Raw genomic sequence first — 16,200 nt, forward strand, 5'->3', positions numbered from 1 at the left:
GGCGGCGCGGAGGACGTCGCGCCCGCGGATCGCGGCAGCACGCCGGAGGACACACGAGCGCACCGAGCCGGGACAGCGGACGCCACACGGGCGGATCGCGGCGCGGCGGGCATCGCACGGGCGGCCGGACGGGTCGCGGCGCCGGATGGAGTCACGCGCGGGACCGCCGCGCATCGGGCGATCAACAACCGCTGGCGGCGCGAAGCTTATGTGTTGCAGGCCCGGCGGCTCGCGGTGCACGTTCCGGAGACGCCGAGCGGTCCGCTCGCGCAGATCGCAGCGGAACTCCGCACGCCGTGGCGGCCGTATCTCCGGCGGCTGTGGGTTCGATTGCACGGCCGTGACGTTCGGGCGGCGCCGGTGTCCGAACCCGAGGAGCTGTGGGACCTGCTCGACGGCGTCGCCCGCTCGGTCATCCTCGATCACCGCACCAAGGTGAAGAACGCGCTCAGCGCTGACGCCGTTGCCGGAGAGGGCGATTCGATGGAATCGAGGGCGAGCTGATGAGCACGGTGCTACTGCGCGAAGACGACGGACTCTGGACCATCGGGCCCACGGGCACACCGGCCTTTCCGGCGGCCGCGCCTCCGCTGGACACCATGGTGTTGGAAGTGGTGGGCGGCCACCTCGGATGGAATCTGCTTGCCGGAGACGAGGTTCCGGCCGCCGTGCTGCACGACCTCGACGAGGCGCAGGAATGGTTGTGGGCCGTGTACGGCGAGCGCGTCGCGCTGGCCGTCGCCGACCGGCAGGCCGTTGAGCTGCCCGCCGAACCCGCGCTGCCCGCCCTGGTCGCCCAGGCCAGGCGGCTTGCCTACGCGCACTGGGCGGCGCGCTGGTGGCCCGCCTCCACCATCGACGGCATCCCGGCGCTGGACCAGCGCCTGCTCGACACCGAGATCGCCACGCTCACCGAAGCGTGCGAGTCGATCGTGGACGGCGCCGACGCCGACCTCGAGCCAGTGCAGGCCGCACCCGTCACGCTGGGACGGGCCGGGGATTACGCGCTGGCCGCCGGTTCCGGTGGGCGGCACGGCGAGCTGGTGTTCGGGCGCGGCAGCGGCGGCTGGGACTGGCGGCGCTGTCCGCCCGGTCTGGTCGACGCATCGGAACACGCCGTGTCCTGGGAGCTGACCAGGGCCGAAGGGACGACGCTCGTGCGGGTTCTGGCGGTGGCCGCTCCGCGACTCGGCGCCCCGCCCGCGCATCTGCGCCCGCGCGCGCTGCTCGACACCAGCGTCGGCGCGATCGACACGGAACTTCACCTGGTCGGCGACACCTGGCAGGGGTCGGCGTCGACCTCTGCGGAAACCGTTGCCGGAGTGCACGTTTACGTGCCCGGCGTGGGACCGGATACGCCTTCCCCCGCCGGCCACGACGAGCGGGAGCGGATTCGGGATCTGGTGGCGGCCCGGCTGCGCCGCGCCACGACGGACGACTTGCTGCTTGCCGAAATCGCCGCCGCCGCATCGGATTCGGACTTCTGATGACGCAGGACGAAGCGGCGCCGCCCGGCCTGGAGCTGCTCTACGAGGGCGCCGCGGCGTATCAGCGCGGCGAGGTCACGGAGGCGCTGCGCATCTTCGAACACGCGGTTCTCACCACCTCCGGCGGTGTGCGCGTCAGCGCGCTGGTGAACGCCGCGAGCATGTGCGACGAACTCGGCGACCACGCGGGCGCGGCCGTGCGATTTCGGTCGGCGCTGGCGGAGATCCCCGGCGACGCCGTCGAGAAGCGCGCGTCCACGCTGGTCAACTACTCGCAGGCGCTGCAGCATCTCGGCGACCTCGACGCGGCGCGGGACGCGCTCGAGGAGGCCAGGACGCTGCTCGCGGACCATCCGGAATTCGCCGCGCTGCGCGTGCCCTGCCTGCTCTCGCTGACGGCGGTGGCGTTCCACCGCGCCCAGTGGGTGCGAGTGGTCGAGCTGGCCACCGAAACATTGGATGTCGCACAGCGTTTCGCACCGCATCTGACCGGACATCCGCTGATGAACCTGGCGGGCGCGTACTTCGAGACCGGACGCAGGGAACTCGGCATCGACTTCGCCGAACAAGCGCTGGCCGCCTTCGAGGCGGCGGGCGACCGCAACGCGGTGGCCGAGACCCAGCAGAATCTCGCCACGCTGTACACCAGAGTGGACCGGTTCGACGACGCGGAAGAGCCGCTGCGGGCGAGTCAGCGGTACTTCGAACAGGCCGGACTCGAGTACCGCGCCGGGGTCGGGCTCAGGATCATGGGATTCGTCGCCGAACAGCGCGACTACGAGCAGGCCGAGGCGCTGTACCGGCGTAGCTTGGCCTGTTTCGAGGCGTCCGGCGCGGCGCTGGACGTGGCGGCCGTCCAGACCCGTCTGGCCACGGTGGCTTTCAAGGGTTTCCGGGTCGACGAAGGACAGGAGTTGCTCGCGGCCGCGTTCGAGGCGTACGCGTCGCGTGGTCTCGGATTGCATTGCGCGCAGGTCGATTTCTGGCACGCGGTGCTGCTGGAGGCGGTGATCGACAGCATCGACGCGCCGACTCCCGAGCTGCTCGCGCTGGCTCGGGACGTGGCCGTACCCGCGGCCATCGCGATCGATGCCGTCCGATACACCTTGCCGAACGGCAATCAGCGCGCCCAGTGGAATCGCGAGATCGCCGACCCCGCGATGCGCCTGGCGTTCCGGTTCGCGTATCTCTGCGGGGACGGACCCCTCGTCGCGGACCTCATCGAAACGCAATGCGCTGGTACCACGTTGGACGTTGCCGCGACAGACAGCCCGCCCAGCCCGCAGCTCCCGCTGGAGCCGCTCGCGCCGATCGAAGCGCCCGCTCAGGCCGAGGGCTCCGCGCTGCACCTCGGTTCGGCGTTGGCCAGGGTCGCCGCGGCCGCCGGTCTGCGGGTGGCCCCGCCGCCGCGACTGGCGGTGGCACCGGACGGGCACATCGCGCTCGCCGGGTACATCGCCGCCGCCGAGCGGCGCTACGGGCGCGCGGTGCGGGAGGAACGGGTGCTGACGGTATGAGTGCGCCTCCGGACGCGTCCGGGATACCCACGGAAAACCAGTCGGCCGAGAGTGATAGCGGCGCACCGAGCCCGCGGGGGGCGACCGGCAATGACACCGCGGCGCGGGCATCGGATAAGACCGGGCCATCGAGTGCGCGGCCGGATGTCGAGGCAGCCGAGATCGCGACCGTGCATTCTGGACCGGGTATGGGTACGCCGCAACCGACGGTGATCGTGCGGATGGCCGACGCCGGCGACGTCTACATGTCCTGGCGGTGGGACGGCGATATCGCGCCGCGCGGGGCCGCGATGCTGCCGGGTGATCCGATCGCCGAAGCCGTGTCGGCGCTTGCCGATGCGCTGCCGAAGCCCGACGCGCCCGGCGGGCTCGAGCGCGCGCTGACTACCGGGGCGTTCGCGTCGCCGGACGCGGAATACGAACTGGCACAGTCGCTTTCCCGTGCGCTCCTGCCGTACGGGCTGGCTGTGCAACTGCACGAGCTCTACACGCGGGGCGTTCGGCCGCACATCCGGCTGCAACCCTCGCCGCGGGTGGCGCAGGTGCCGTGGGAGATCATCGCGCCGGATCCGGCCCTGCGGCTCATCGACATCGCCGACGTCAGCCTGCTCGCTCCGGCGGGCGTCGTGCACGCGCCGGGTCGCAGTGCGCGCAGCTGGTCGGCCGATCGCGAGCTGCCGGTGGTCGGCGTCTTCGATCCGCGGGTGCCGGGATTTCGCGCCGACTCCGCCCTCGGCTCGGTGCTGGGACGGATGAACGGTGCGGGCGCTCTCGCCGAACGCGTCGCCGAACACCTGGCGCGGCAACGCCTTCGACCCGATCCGCCAGAACCCGTCGAGGTATTTCGCCGCACCGACCTGGATCGGAGGTGGCTCTCCGAGACGCTTCGCGCGGGGGCGTCGCGGCTGATCTACGTCGGCCACGTCACGGCTGCCGCACCGGAGTCCGGTCAGAGCGAAAGCGCCGAACTCCATCTGGCCTGCGCGGCCGATGCCACCGGTTTCGCCGAACCGCTCCGCGCGCACCGTCCGCTCTCGGCCAAGGACCTCCTGCTCGGCACCCACACCCTGCACCCCGAACCCGTTGCGGGCCCCGATCTTTGGCCGATCCCGAGCCGCGTCGCCCTGATCGCCTGCGAAAGCGGCGGCGACCTCCGCTTCACCGAGGCGCTCGGCCTGGTCGCCGCCATGATCAACGGCGGCGCCGAACTCGTCACCGCCACCCGCTGGCCCCTACCCACCGACCTGGCCTTCCAACGCCTCGCGGGCGCCACCGCAACCCCCGTGCAGGACCTCATCTGCGCCATCGACGCAGCCCACGACCACCCCGACCCCCTATACCCCCTCACGACCTGGCACCGCACCCGCCTCACCACTTGGCGCGAAACCGGCGCCATCGAACACTCCCCCCTCCTCTGGTCCGCCATCGCCACCTTCCATACCTGACAGGCCCTTGACCAATCAGCGATTGTGCGGACCAGTTCCTCGATTTCGATATAACGTTTATGTTATTAACCGAGTAGAGGTGGGGCTGGAACCGGAAGTAGTCCGATGGTTCAGATCACTGAGCCACGACGATCAGGAGACCGCGGCGTTCTACGTCGATCCGCCGGCGCAGCGCGGCGCTCTGCTCTGTGAGCCGTATACGCGGCAGTTGGACGGCAAGCTACGTGAGCTCCGGTTCCATCTTTACCAGGACGCCGTGCGGATTACCTACTGGATAGCGTCCGGCAGGCGCATCATCCTGCTGACGGTATTCCGCAAGCAGCAGATGCGCGAGACCGCTGAGATCGAGCGGGCCGTGCGGGCGATGTCGCGATGTATCGCGGAAGCTCACACGGCGGAGGAGGACTGATTCCCTTGGGTGAACGGAAGAGCTGGGCCGAAATACGTTCCGAGGCCATGGATCGCCCGGGTGCCGGAGCAGCCTACGAGGCTGCACGTATCCGGTTCGAGCTGGGAGCCGCGGTCCGCACGCGGCGGGAGGCGCTCGGGATAACACAGGCCGAGTTGGCCGAGCGGGCAGGGTTGAAGCAGCCCGCAGTGGCGCGGTTCGAGGCGGGCGGCACCATGCCGACGATCCCTATGCTCGAGCGGTACGCGGAGGCGTTGGGGCTGCGGCTGGAAGTGCGGTTGCGAGAGGCGGGCTAAGGGTCAGGCGCGCTGAGACGCGCGCCTGGGGTCAGTGTTCGTCGTAGTGGCCGTCGTGGGGGGCGTGGCGGTGGCCGTCGTGGATGTAGTCGACGTGGTCGCCGTGCGGGACGGCGACGTGGCCGCAGCCTTCACCGTGCACGTGGTCGTGGGCGGTGGCCTCGGTGTGGCCGGAGGGCTCGCATTCGTCGAAGTGGCCGTCGTGGACACGGTGCAGGTGGCCGTCGTGGACGTAGTCGACGTGGTCACCGTGCGGCACGGCGACATGGCCGCAGCCTTCACCGTGAGTGTGCACGTGATCGGTGTGCTGGGAATGTGCCGCAGTCATCAGAAAGCCTTCTTCCATCGCGATGGACAGGTGCATCTGTGAACAAGAAAACATTAGCACGTGTGCATGAATCGAGATTGCCAGCTGTGCGCTGCGACCCTCAGAGCACCTGCGAGAGGAACTTGCGCAACCGCGGCGTCTCGGCGGCGTCGAACAGCGCGTCCGGCGTCCCGGTCTCCACCACCTGGCCCTGATCCATGAAAACCACGGTGTCGGAGACGCTGCGAGCGAACCCCATCTCGTGCGTCACCACGATCATCGACATACCGCCGGACGCCAGATCGCTCATCAGCGCGAGCACGCCCTTCACGAGCTCCGGGTCCAGCGCCGAGGTGGCCTCGTCGAAGAACATGATCTCCGGCCGCATGGCAAGCGCGCGGGCGATCGCGACCCGCTGCTGCTGGCCGCCGGAAAGGTTCGCCGGACGCGCGTCGGCCTTGTCCGCCAGCCCCACGATCTCCAGCTGCTCGATGGCCAGCGCACGCGCCGCGTCCTTCGACAGGCCACGCAGCTTGCGCGGACCGAGCGCGATGTTGTCCGCCACGGTCTTGTGCGGGAACAGGTTGAAATGCTGGAACACCATGCCGATGCGCTGGCGCAGCCGGTCCGGGTCCTCGCGCAACACCGACTCGCCGTCCAGCAGCACGTCGCCGCGATCAGGCTCGTGCAGGCGGTTGAGCACCCGCAGCAGGGTCGACTTGCCGGAGCCGGAGGGTCCGATGACGGTGGTGGTCGTGCCCGCGTCGACGTGGATGTCGATACCCCGCAGCACATGGTTGCGGCCGAGGGTCAGATGCAGGCCGGTTCCGGTGAGAGATACACTCATGGTTCAGCGCCCTTCGGTGATGGTGGCCTGCTCGAGTTCGTCGATCGGCTGATCCGGCCTGCCGGTGCGCATCCTGTGGTCGATGTAGTTGACCAAGTGGGTGAGCGGGATCGTCAGCACCAGGTACATCAGGCCCGCGGCGACCAGCGGCGAGAGATTTCCGGTCTGCGCGTTGAGATCTCGGCCCACCGCGAACAATTCGCGCTGACTGGCGAGCAGACCGAGGAAGTAGATCAGCGAGGAATCCTTGATGAGCGCGATGAATTGGTTCATCAGCGCGGGCAGCACCCGGCGCACGCCCTGCGGGATCACCACAAGCGTCATGGCCTGCCGGTAGCCGAAGCCGATGGCGCGCGCCGCTTCGAGCTGGCCGGCCTCGACGGATTGGATTCCAGAGCGGAAGATTTCGCCGATGTAGGCCGAAGCCAGCAACGCCAACGCGACCGCGCCGAGCCAGTACGGATTGTTGCCGGTGATGTTTCGCGCCACGGGGCCGATGCCGAGACCGATGAGCAGGATGATCACGACGGCGGGCAGGCCGCGGAAGATATCGGTGTAAACCCTTGCGGGCCAGCGCAACCAGCGGGTGCGCGAGATTCCCGCGACCGCGAGCAGCATGCCGATCGCTGTGCCGAGCGCGCCCGAAACCAGAGCGAGGATCAGGGTGTTCGGCAGACCCGTCTCGAGCAGATCGGGAAAAGCCTTGCGGTACAGGGACCAATCGAAGAATGTGTCACCCAGCTGTTCCAGGGTCGACTTCGGCGCGTTCTGCTCCTGCTCTTCGTCCGTCCGATTCTCGGCGGCGATCGCGGCGAAGTCGGGCAGCTGCGGCGTCGGCGCGGCCTTGGAACCCGGCTTCCAGCCCGGCGGCAACTGCCGCGGCACCCAATCGCTGTAGAGGCGGGCGTAGGTGCCGTCCGCGATCACCGCGTCCAGGCCGCTGTTGAGCGCGTCGGTGAGCGGCTTGTTGTTCTTGTTCACCGCCCAGGCGGCGAAGTTGTCCAGGCTGAAAGCGTTCTGGACCACCGAGGTGCCGTCGCCGGGCTTGATCGCCCCTTCGGCCTGCGCCGAGGGAGCCACCCACGCGTCGACCTGGCCGGTCTTCAGATTGGCGTAGGCGGTGTTGTAGTCCGGGAACTTCACCGGGTCCAGGTGCAGGGTGTTCACCACGTAGTCGTCCTGCACCGTGCCCTGCACGACCGCGATCCGAGTACCGGGACCGAGATCGGCGAAGCTTCGGATCGGACTCCCGTTGGCCACCACGAGGGCGAAGTAGCCGAAGTCGTAGCCGTTGGTGAAACCGACCAGCTCACGGCGGGCGTCGGTGGTGGTGATGTTGGAGGAGCCGACGTCGAAGCGCGCGCCCGCCACCTGCGCGAGCAGGCCCGAGAACTCGGTGCCCGAGAACTGCGCCCGAAGGCCGAGTTTCGCGGCCACCGCCCGCAAGAGCTCGTTGTCGAAGCCGGTGAAGGTCCCAGCGGAGTTCACGCAGATGCTCGGTGGCGCGTCGGAGAGTGTGCCGACGCTGAGCGTGCCGGGGGTGATCAGCCCGAGCTTGTTCACGTCGATCGATTCGAGCGGGGCCGTGTTCGCGGTGGTGTAGCGGTCCGGTCCCGCGGTGGCGGAGGAAGCCAGATTCGTCGGCGCCGCGGACGCCGCGCTCAACCCTGGGGGCGCGCAGAGATCCGTGATCTCGGAAGATTCGTCGCCGATACCACAGCCCGCCGCCATCACTCCGACGGCGACCAGTATCGAGGTGATCAGGGCACGACGCCACGCAGCGGGCAGACCAGCCATGGACGAGAACCATAGTGCGGATGCACCGCAAATCCACAGTTACATGCGGCTGACGCGACGAGGGTCACTCTCCGTCCCCACGCCGCGCCTACGCGAGAATCTCCCGGAAATTTGCCCCGGATACGCGGACATGCTGTCACCGGCACCGCACGACCGGTCGGCGCGGCGTCCGCGGTTCTCGCTCGCGAGCTCAGGCCAAGCCGGTGACCTGTTCCGGGTTCACCTCGTCGCGCCACCGGATGGCCTGCTCGAGCTGGCCGAAGTCGTAGTCGGGGCCGCTCACGCCGACGGTGAACAGGCCGACCCCTTGTTCGATGAACGCGGGTGCCTGCTCCGCGCCCGGCCACGGCACCGAGCGCTCGATGCGGGACGGGTCGGAGCCGACGGCGGCGGCGTGCTCGGCCAGCACCTGATTCTTGTGCCGCAGCGAGCCGAGGTCGGCGAAGCTGTGCCAGATGTCGGCGTATTCGGCGACCAGGCGCAGCGTCTTGCGCTCGCCACCGCCGCCGATCAGGATCGGAATCTCGCGGGTCGGCTGCGGATTCAGCTTCTTCAGCCGCGCGGTCAGCCGCGGCAGGCTCTCTTTGAGCAGCTTCAATCGGCTTCCCGCCGTACCGAATTCGTAGCCGTACTCTTCGTAGTCCTTCCGGAACCAGCCCGCGCCGATGCCGAGGATCAATCTGCCGTCACTGATGTGGTCGACGGTGCGGGCCATATCGGCGAGCAGTTCCGGATTGCGGTACCCACCGCCGGTGACCAACGCGCCGATCTCCACCCGCTCGGTCTGCTCGGCGAACGCGGCGAGCATGGTCCAGCACTCGAAGTGCGCACCCACCGGGTCGCCGCTGAGCGGATAGAAATGGTCCCAGTTGAACACGATGTCGACACCGGCGTCCTCGGCCCGCCGCACGGCATCCCGAATCAAGCCGTACTTGGGGGCGTGCTGCGGCTGCAGCTGAACTCCGATCCGAATCGGCCGACTCATCTCATGCCCTCCTCGTTCCTCGCTGATCCCCGCGATCGAGGCTACCGGCGCGAGGCCGCATCATCACGAGATCGACCACCTCCGGCCGGACCCTGCACAACAATCGGCGCGGACCTGCCAGGCGCTGCTCGAAGCGACCTGCGAGGTGCCGGTCGACGTCGGCTACGAGTCGCTCACGCAAGCGGGTGCCACTGTGCTGGCCATAGGTCGGCTGCGGCAGAACCCACCCACGGCTGCCTGAACTGATACTCCAGCACGACTTCGTGATCGGTGCTGGTTGTTGAGGTCATGTGGTGGGTCGGCCGCAGCATTTCTTGTATTCGATGGTGGATCCGCACCAGCACGGTGCGTTTCGCGGGGGCGGCCAGCTGATGGCGTGGCCTTCGGCGATGATCTCGTTGATGCAGGCCAGGCGGGTGTCGGAGTCAGTGGGGTCGCCGCCGGTACGGGTGGTGTAGTCGAGGAGTTCGGCGACGGTGAGAGGCATTATGGTGATGCGGGGGATACCGGAGTCGGCCAGATCACTGTTGGCCTTCTCCCGCTCGGCGATGGTGGCGTCGGCGTCGGTGGTTTCGACCAGTCGCGGTCAGGTTCCATGCGCGCCAGGAATTTCCGGGCGGGGCCAGAACAGCACTCGCATTTCACGCGGCGGGTTGGGTGTGGTTGCCGCACGGGTGAATTCGTCGGCGGCCCCGGCCAGGGCCCGGACCGAGTCGTCGAGGTCGTCGGGGGGAGTTCCAGCGCTCGGCGGACGCGGCGGCGGCCGGCGATGACGTGGTTGGCGTAGCACAAGAAGCCCAGTTCGATGTCGCGTTCGGCCATCTCACTGTCGGACAGCCGCGACACGGCCATGTCGAACCAGGTCAGTGCCTGCTGCAGCGTGCCACCATTCAGCGGCGCCCTATCGGCCTGGAGCGAGGACCTCCAGGGCCTGACGGATCTTTTCGGCCAAGGCGTGCAGCCGTTGGGTGGGCAGGTAGGTGCCCCGGTAGGCGGTGGAGTCCAGCTCGGAGGCCACCTGATCCAGTGCGAGGCGAGCATCGGCGGGTGTCGGCTTAGACATGATCGATGCTTACCAGTAGCCACCGACAGAATTGCGGTGACACGGCGAGCCGTTCTGGATATGCAGGTCGGTAGCAACTCCTAAGGATCACCTGGTGATAGCGCTTCTGCCAGCGCCGACGATGAAGACGATACGCAGAATCCCGGGGGCTCGCCGTGATTGCACAGTGGTTGCGCCGATCGCCGATCGCCGAAGATCCGACGGTTCGGTGGCAGTTCGAACCAGCGGTGGACGACTATATCGACCGCGGCTGGGAGGGGCGTGGAAGCAGGTCCGCCGGGAACCCGCCGAACGCCGTCGCGAGCAGATGGCGGCACCGATCTACGATCCCGGCACCTCCACCGGCCGCGGGCACGGTTTGTAAAGAGGCTGCCGTGTCCTCCCCTCAGCGGAGAGGACTTGCCACACAACCCCCGTCGTCGCTCAGTGTTCTACCCGACCCCCCGACACCCTTCGACGGCAAGCAAGGAACGCAGAGTGAGGGTGGTCGTGAAATCGGCGCCCGCGACGAAGGGGGACGGTTCAGGAGCCGACTGGCGCCGCTGACCGCCAGCCACGCTATATCCGTTGTTTTTCGGCGTTACTACCGGAACCACGTGGTCAGGAATTTCACCCCATCGAGGTCAGAGTGAGCGGCCGGAAACGATAACCGACGTCGAATCCGGATGATTGTTCGCCGCGGCGACGGGCGGTCTCATACGTGACTGACGGGCCGCGTCCTGATTTTCGCGGGTGAGGGTGAAGGCGTGTGCGGCCCGGACGGCTGCTGCGAGGGCGACGATCGGTGGAATCCAGTCGCGGGTGCCGTCGCGGATCCGCCATCGCCGCGGCCCGGCGGGGGGAATGTCGATGCTGTGGGTGCCGGTACGGATGCGTGCGCCGGCTGTTTCGAGGTAGTCAGCGGCCAGCCGGGTGCGGTCGAGACCGGTCACCAGGTACAGGCGGCGGGTGCCGCTGCCGCCGATCACGACGGTGGAGCCATCGAGGCGGTTGGCTTGCAGGAATGCGTCGACTGCCGCAGCGAGCGGGCCGGTCATTTCGATGGTGGCTGTGCCCGGTGGTGTCGAGATGATCAGGGTGTCACCGAAATCGGTGAACTGCCATGTCTGCTCGCGAGGGCCAGTGTGGGGGTGTGCAGCCGATCTCGATCTCACCAAGAGAGCCCCTTCTGCGCCAGGGGTGTTTCGGCGTCGAGCCCGAATGCGGTAGCCCGAGTGCGGTAGAGGAACGAGGATGGGGGCGCCGGTGGTTGCGGCTCACACGGCGCCACCCACCCTTTTATCGAACGGCGAAGATGCGAGGTCTACCCGAATTCTATTTCGAATCCGGCGGCGACCTGTCGCAATCACCGTCCGCACCCGATATGAAAAGGGGATCCCGATAATTCACCCCGCCGGGCAACTGAATTCACACCGGTGATAGGGGCCCGGGAAATATTCAGTCGCATCGACAACGGTACGCAGTGCAGATAAACCGCCGGATTCGATCAATGCACTGCGTTCCGGTGTAATGATCATTCACGTGATCCAGAGGTGTGATCGGCCTCTGGTGTGGTTTCCCACGACACTGCACCCCACCAGAAGAAATGGGGTATGACCAGCGCCTTATGGTGATCGGAGAGAAGACCGGCCGTGTTCCCCTGGGGCGGAGTCGGCCGGTTTCGCAATCACAGCCCGACGATGCCGAGCAGCGAGTGCAGCAGGTTCACGACGAAAGTGAGAATCACGGGTGATCACCTCCTTTTGCGGATTGTTGCCTTTCCGAGCGGAGCTCCTGCCTTGAGCTCGAGCCGGAACATTACACACAGCGTCAACGAAAGCAAAACCGCTCTAGAATCCGAAACAATGATGGGCTGACATGTATCTCGCGCGGATTCTGGACCTGTTTCACGGTTCGGGAAGGCGGCGATGAACCTGCGCTCCTATGGGGATCACCGGTTTTCGGATTCGGTGTCGAAACCGTCTGGGGAAATTGTGTTCGAAGTTTTTTGTTTCCCGCCTGGGCTGGACTGGCACTGGGGGTATTGGGGGTGTTCGCGGACCTGCGGTCGGTTCTGGTCCCCTACCTGTGGCCGGCATGCATCCGTGCGCGTGGCAGCGGCGAACAAACGGATCTGGGTGCCGTCGACCTTCAGTTGCTCGGCCAGCCGCGCCACCGCAACCGGCGGGCGGTCACCACACGATCGGGCAGGAACCCCAGCCACGGCAACGTGCGCAGCGCGATCGCGATACCGAGCTGGTGGCCGGCCCGCGGCCGCGCCCAGGATCGACGAACGCGACGTCGGCCGGAGTCGGAGTGAAGAACCGGAACAACTCCTCGCGGCTGATCTCCGGGACCTCCCGCAGCCGCGCCAACTCCTCATTCGCGAACACCCGCGTCGCCACGAACCTGCCCTCCAACACCAACCAATAGCGTTGGCAGCCAAGCCAACCAGCAACCAGCCATCACCGCAGACCGAACCCGCGATTCACCCGGAGTCTGCCCCGGATACGCCATATCCGCCGGTTTTCGGCGGCTACTACCGGAACCCCTGCTCACCCTCGGCGATCTGGGCGAAGTCGATGAACTGCTGCCGCTGCTCGGCATCCCGGATCTGGACACCCACCAACCGCTGCGCCGCGTGCTGTGCAAGGGCGGCGCGGTGGACGTGGTGGCTTGGTGGACTTACACCCCGCCCGACTTGCTCGATGGCCAGCAGCAGCCACGCAACCTCGCGGCAGGACGGCGCCAGCCGATCTTGTCGGCCTGGTCGTGATGAAGACCCGCTGGCGGCATCGGTAGACAGCCCGTCTGGATCACTGGCACCATGCGCACGGAAACGAGGAGAGTATGGAGAGCTCGAGATCGATGGTCGCGGTACCCTCTGTCGTCATGACCACGCAGATGTTGCGAAATCACACCACCTCGCGTGTTCCTACCGGTGAAGGGATGTGATCTGCCGTGGCAACGGTGACCTTCGAGCGCGCGACGCGCCTGTATCCCGGCGCGACCAAACCCGCCGTCGACGAGCTGGAGCTGGAGATCGCCGACGGTGAGTTCCTGGTTCTGGTCGGCCCGTCCGGCTGCGGGAAGTCCACCTCGCTGCGGATGCTGGCCGGGTTGGAGGAAGTGAACGGTGGACGCATCCTGATCGGCGCGAACGACGTCACCCACGCGGAGCCGAAGGAACGCGACATCGCGATGGTGTTCCAGAACTACGCGCTCTACCCGCACATGACGGTGGCCGAGAACATGGGCTTCGCGCTCAAGCTGGCCAAGGTCGCCAAGGCGGAGAAGGACCAGCGCGTGCGGGAAGCCGCCAAGCTGCTGGACCTGGAGCCGTTCCTCGACCGCAAGCCGAAGGCGCTGTCCGGCGGTCAGCGTCAGCGCGTGGCGATGGGCCGGGCGATCGTGCGTCAGCCGCAGGTGTTCCTGATGGACGAACCGCTGTCGAACCTGGACGCGAAGCTGCGCGTGCAGACCCGCACCCAGATCGCCCAGCTGCAGCGCAGGCTCGGCACCACGACGGTGTACGTCACCCACGACCAGGTCGAAGCCATGACCATGGGTGACCGCGTCGCGGTGCTCAAGGACGGGCTGCTCCAGCAGTGCGCGACCCCGCGCGACCTGTACCGCGACCCGGCCAACGCGTTCGTCGCCGGTTTCATGGGCTCGCCCGCCATGAACATGTTCACGCTGCCGGTGTCCGACGGCGCGGTAGCGCTCGGCGGGCACACGCTGCCGGTGCCGCGCTCGGTGTCCGACGCCGCCGAGGGCAAGGTCGTGGTCGGCATCCGTCCCGAACACTTCGAGCTCGGCGACGGACATGGCATCGAGATGGAAGTGGACGTGGTGGAGGAACTCGGCTCCGACGCTTACATCTACGGCCGCACCGTCGCCGATGGACAGGTCAACGGCGCGGGGGAATCCATTGTGGCGCGGGCCGATTGGCGCAACCCGCCCGCGAAGGGCACCCGCCTGAAGCTGTCGACCACCCCGGAGCACACGTACTTCTTCTCGGCCTCTGATGGCCGTCGCCTGAACTGAGCTCAGCACTCTCGCGCAAACAATCGCTAGCGATACCTCGCAAGCCGTTCATACGCCTCGCAGCCGGTCCAACCGCTGCGAGGCGTATGAAAGAAAACTCTGCGAGGTCCGAACCAATCAATTGGCAGTCCGTTCGAGGGGGTCGTTCCTACCTGCGCTTAGTCCGAGCGCTCCCGCCTCTTTCGGAGGTAATCCTCGTTCACTCGGATTCCGAGTTCTTCCAGCTCGATCTCTTTGCCCGTCGCACTGCGCACCTCCACCCGCACCGGTGCCCCCGTCGCCTCCTCGACCAGTTGCAATGGGGCTGGGCCCGGCTGTAGGTACGCATCCCCCCACTGCATCAAAGCCAGCACGACCGGTAGCAAATCGCGGCCCATCTGTGTCAGGGCGTATTCGTGCCGGGTTCGTTTGCCTTCTTCTCGATACGGCCGCTTTTCCAGCAGGCCGGCCTCGGTCAGTTTGCGGAGTTGGGCGGCCGCGGCCGCATCCGTAATGCCGACCCGGCTGGCGAAACCGTCGAAGCGACGGGTGCCGTAGTAGGCCTCGCGCAGGATGAGGACGGCCGAGCGCGTGCCGATGAGATCCATCGCTTTGGCGATCGAGCAGTCGACGGCCTTCCACGAACTGAGATCGGCCAACGGTCCTTCCATCACGGCTGCCATGACGCACATCATATCCGCGACTGACTTGAGTCAACTATACCCAGGCGTTAACCTGACTATAAGCTAATAGAGCCAGGGCGTAGATGCCCCGGTCAGAGGAAGGATTCGCCATGAGAGACGCGGTCATCGTCGAAGCGGTGCGCACGCCGATCGGCAAAGGCAAGGCGAACGGAGCGCTGCACAACGTGCACGCGGTGGACCTGCTGGCGCACAGTCTGCGCGCGGTGGTCGAGCGCAGCGGCATCGACCCGGCGCTGATCGACGACGTGATCGGCGGCGTGGTCACGCAGGTCGGCGAGCAGGGCGCCAATGTGACGCGGCGGGCGGCGCTGGCCGCGGGCTATCCCGAATCGGTGCCCGCGACCACGGTGGACCGGCAGTGCGGCAGCAGCCAGCAGGCCATCCATTTCGCCGCCCAGGGCGTGATCGCGGGCGCGTACGACGTCGTGGTCGCCGCGGGCGTCGAGTCGATGGGCCGAATTCCGATGGGCGCCAACCTCATCGGCTCCGAAGATCTCTCGGGTCTCGCGTTCGCCGAACGGTATCCGGAGGGTCTTGTACCGCAGGGCATCAGCGCCGAACTGATCGCCGCGAAGTGGGGCCTGACCCGCACCCAGCTCGACGAATTCGCCCTGACCAGCCACGAAAGGGCCGCGCAGGCAACGAAGAACGGCCTCTTCGCCGCCGAACTCGCCCCGATCAACGGACTTTCCACCGACGAGGGCATCCGCGTCGGCAGCACCCTGGAGGCGCTTGCCGGACTGCGGCCCGCCTACTACGACCCGGCCATGGCCGAGCGCTTCCCGCAGATCGGCTGGGAGATCACCGCCGCGAGCGCCAGCCAGGTCAGCGACGGCAGCGCCGCGGTGCTGATCATGACCAGCGAACGCGCCGCACAGCTCGGCCTGCGTCCGCTCGCCCGCCTGCACAGCTTCGCCGTGGCGGGCGACGATCCGCTGATGATGCTCACCGCGGTGATTCCGGCGACCCGGAAGGTGTTGCAGCGGGCCGGTCTTCAGCTCTCCGACATCGACCTCGTCGAGATCAACGAGGCGTTCTCGCCGGTGGTGCTCGCCTGGGCTCAGGACACCGGCGCCGATATGTCGAAGGTGAATGTCAACGGTGGGGCGATCGCCATCGGCCACCCGCTCGGCGCCTCCGGCGCCCGTCTGATGACGACCCTGGTGCACGCCATGCGGGACCGCGGCGCCCGCTACGGCCTGCAAACCATGTGTGAGGCAGGCGGTCTCGCCAACGCCACCGTCCTCGAGCGGTTGTGAATCATCGGGCGCCCGGTACATGCCGGGCGCCGGTTCCGCTCGGATCGAGTTGCCAGCACACATCGAAACTCGGCTGCAC

15 protein-coding genes and 2 pseudogenes are annotated in these 16,200 nt (G+C 67.4%); 8 read left to right on the forward strand and 9 right to left on the reverse strand.

Annotated features, from left to right (window positions below; all coding sequences use genetic code 11):
• The 6 genes and pseudogenes from NX1_RS37095 to NX1_RS32375 form a co-directional block, all read left to right on the forward strand.
• Positions 1 to 504 (forward strand): annotated as a pseudogene (locus NX1_RS37095) (hypothetical protein); the annotation flags it as partial.
• The gene (locus NX1_RS32355; protein WP_068068069.1) at positions 504 to 1,487 is read left to right on the forward strand and encodes a hypothetical protein; all 984 of its coding nucleotides are present in this window, start codon (positions 504 to 506) and stop codon (positions 1,485 to 1,487) included. The pseudogene NX1_RS37095 and the gene NX1_RS32355, both read left to right, overlap by 1 nt.
• Positions 1,487 to 3,004, forward strand: a complete 1,518-nt coding sequence (locus tag NX1_RS32360; RefSeq protein WP_068068071.1) for a tetratricopeptide repeat protein — start codon at positions 1,487 to 1,489, stop codon at positions 3,002 to 3,004. Before NX1_RS32355 ends, NX1_RS32360 begins: the two co-directional genes overlap by 1 nt.
• Positions 3,005 to 3,192: 188 nt before the next feature.
• Positions 3,193 to 4,449 (forward strand): CHAT domain-containing protein, encoded by a 1,257-nt coding sequence (locus NX1_RS32365; RefSeq protein WP_068068073.1) that lies wholly within the window; start codon positions 3,193 to 3,195, stop codon positions 4,447 to 4,449.
• A gap of 79 nt (positions 4,450 to 4,528) precedes the next feature.
• Entirely contained in the window at positions 4,529 to 4,858 is a 330-nt protein-coding gene (locus NX1_RS32370; RefSeq protein ID WP_245668818.1) for a type II toxin-antitoxin system RelE/ParE family toxin, read from the forward strand.
• A 5-nt stretch (positions 4,859 to 4,863) separates the two neighbouring features.
• Positions 4,864 to 5,154 (forward strand): helix-turn-helix domain-containing protein, encoded by a 291-nt coding sequence (locus NX1_RS32375; RefSeq protein WP_174555552.1) that lies wholly within the window; start codon positions 4,864 to 4,866, stop codon positions 5,152 to 5,154.
• 31 nt (positions 5,155 to 5,185) lie between these two features.
• On the opposite strand, the gene NX1_RS38245 is transcribed toward NX1_RS32375, so the two are convergent.
• The 8 genes and pseudogenes from NX1_RS38245 to NX1_RS38575 all read right to left on the reverse strand — a co-directional run.
• Entirely contained in the window at positions 5,186 to 5,482 is a 297-nt protein-coding gene (locus tag NX1_RS38245; RefSeq protein WP_084501926.1) for a hypothetical protein, read from the reverse strand.
• Between the two features lie 100 nt (positions 5,483 to 5,582).
• Positions 5,583 to 6,308, reverse strand: a complete 726-nt coding sequence (locus NX1_RS32385) for an amino acid ABC transporter ATP-binding protein (protein WP_068068082.1) — start codon at positions 6,306 to 6,308, stop codon at positions 5,583 to 5,585.
• A gap of 3 nt (positions 6,309 to 6,311) precedes the next feature.
• Entirely contained in the window at positions 6,312 to 8,105 is a 1,794-nt protein-coding gene (locus NX1_RS32390; RefSeq protein WP_068068085.1) for an ABC transporter substrate-binding protein/permease, read from the reverse strand.
• Between the two features lie 190 nt (positions 8,106 to 8,295).
• Entirely contained in the window at positions 8,296 to 9,090 is a 795-nt protein-coding gene (locus NX1_RS32395) for an LLM class F420-dependent oxidoreductase (protein WP_068068088.1), read from the reverse strand.
• Positions 9,091 to 9,376: 286 nt separating this feature from the next.
• On the reverse strand, positions 9,377 to 9,577 hold the full coding sequence (locus NX1_RS32400; protein WP_068068092.1) for an SEC-C metal-binding domain-containing protein: 201 nt from the start codon (positions 9,575 to 9,577) through the stop codon (positions 9,377 to 9,379).
• A 414-nt stretch (positions 9,578 to 9,991) separates the two neighbouring features.
• Entirely contained in the window at positions 9,992 to 10,153 is a 162-nt protein-coding gene (locus NX1_RS36710; protein ID WP_157120309.1) for a hypothetical protein, read from the reverse strand.
• A 623-nt stretch (positions 10,154 to 10,776) separates the two neighbouring features.
• Complete coding sequence (locus NX1_RS32405; RefSeq protein ID WP_068068095.1) at positions 10,777 to 11,190, reverse strand: hypothetical protein; 414 nt, start codon at positions 11,188 to 11,190, stop codon at positions 10,777 to 10,779.
• Positions 11,191 to 12,224: 1,034 nt separating this feature from the next.
• Positions 12,225 to 12,537, reverse strand: a pseudogene (locus tag NX1_RS38575) (DUF4158 domain-containing protein); the annotation flags it as partial.
• 556 nt (positions 12,538 to 13,093) lie between these two features.
• Here NX1_RS38575 and NX1_RS32415 point away from each other — a divergent pair.
• A complete protein-coding gene (locus NX1_RS32415; protein WP_068068101.1) occupies positions 13,094 to 14,179 on the forward strand; it encodes an ABC transporter ATP-binding protein in 1,086 nt (361 codons plus the stop codon).
• 158 nt (positions 14,180 to 14,337) lie between these two features.
• Here the strand turns inward: NX1_RS32415 and NX1_RS32420 are convergent, their stop codons facing one another.
• Positions 14,338 to 14,853, reverse strand: coding sequence for a winged helix-turn-helix transcriptional regulator (locus NX1_RS32420; RefSeq protein WP_174555553.1), 516 nt, complete (start codon positions 14,851 to 14,853; stop codon positions 14,338 to 14,340).
• Positions 14,854 to 14,951: 98 nt separating this feature from the next.
• On the opposite strand from NX1_RS32420, the gene NX1_RS32425 reads away from it, so the two are divergent.
• Complete coding sequence (locus NX1_RS32425) at positions 14,952 to 16,121, forward strand: thiolase family protein (RefSeq protein WP_068068105.1); 1,170 nt, start codon at positions 14,952 to 14,954, stop codon at positions 16,119 to 16,121.
• The last annotated feature ends 79 nt before the right edge of the window (positions 16,122 to 16,200 follow it).

Source organism: Nocardia xishanensis NBRC 101358 (genome assembly GCF_001613365.1).
GTDB classification, from domain to species: domain Bacteria; phylum Actinomycetota; class Actinomycetes; order Mycobacteriales; family Mycobacteriaceae; genus Nocardia; species Nocardia xishanensis.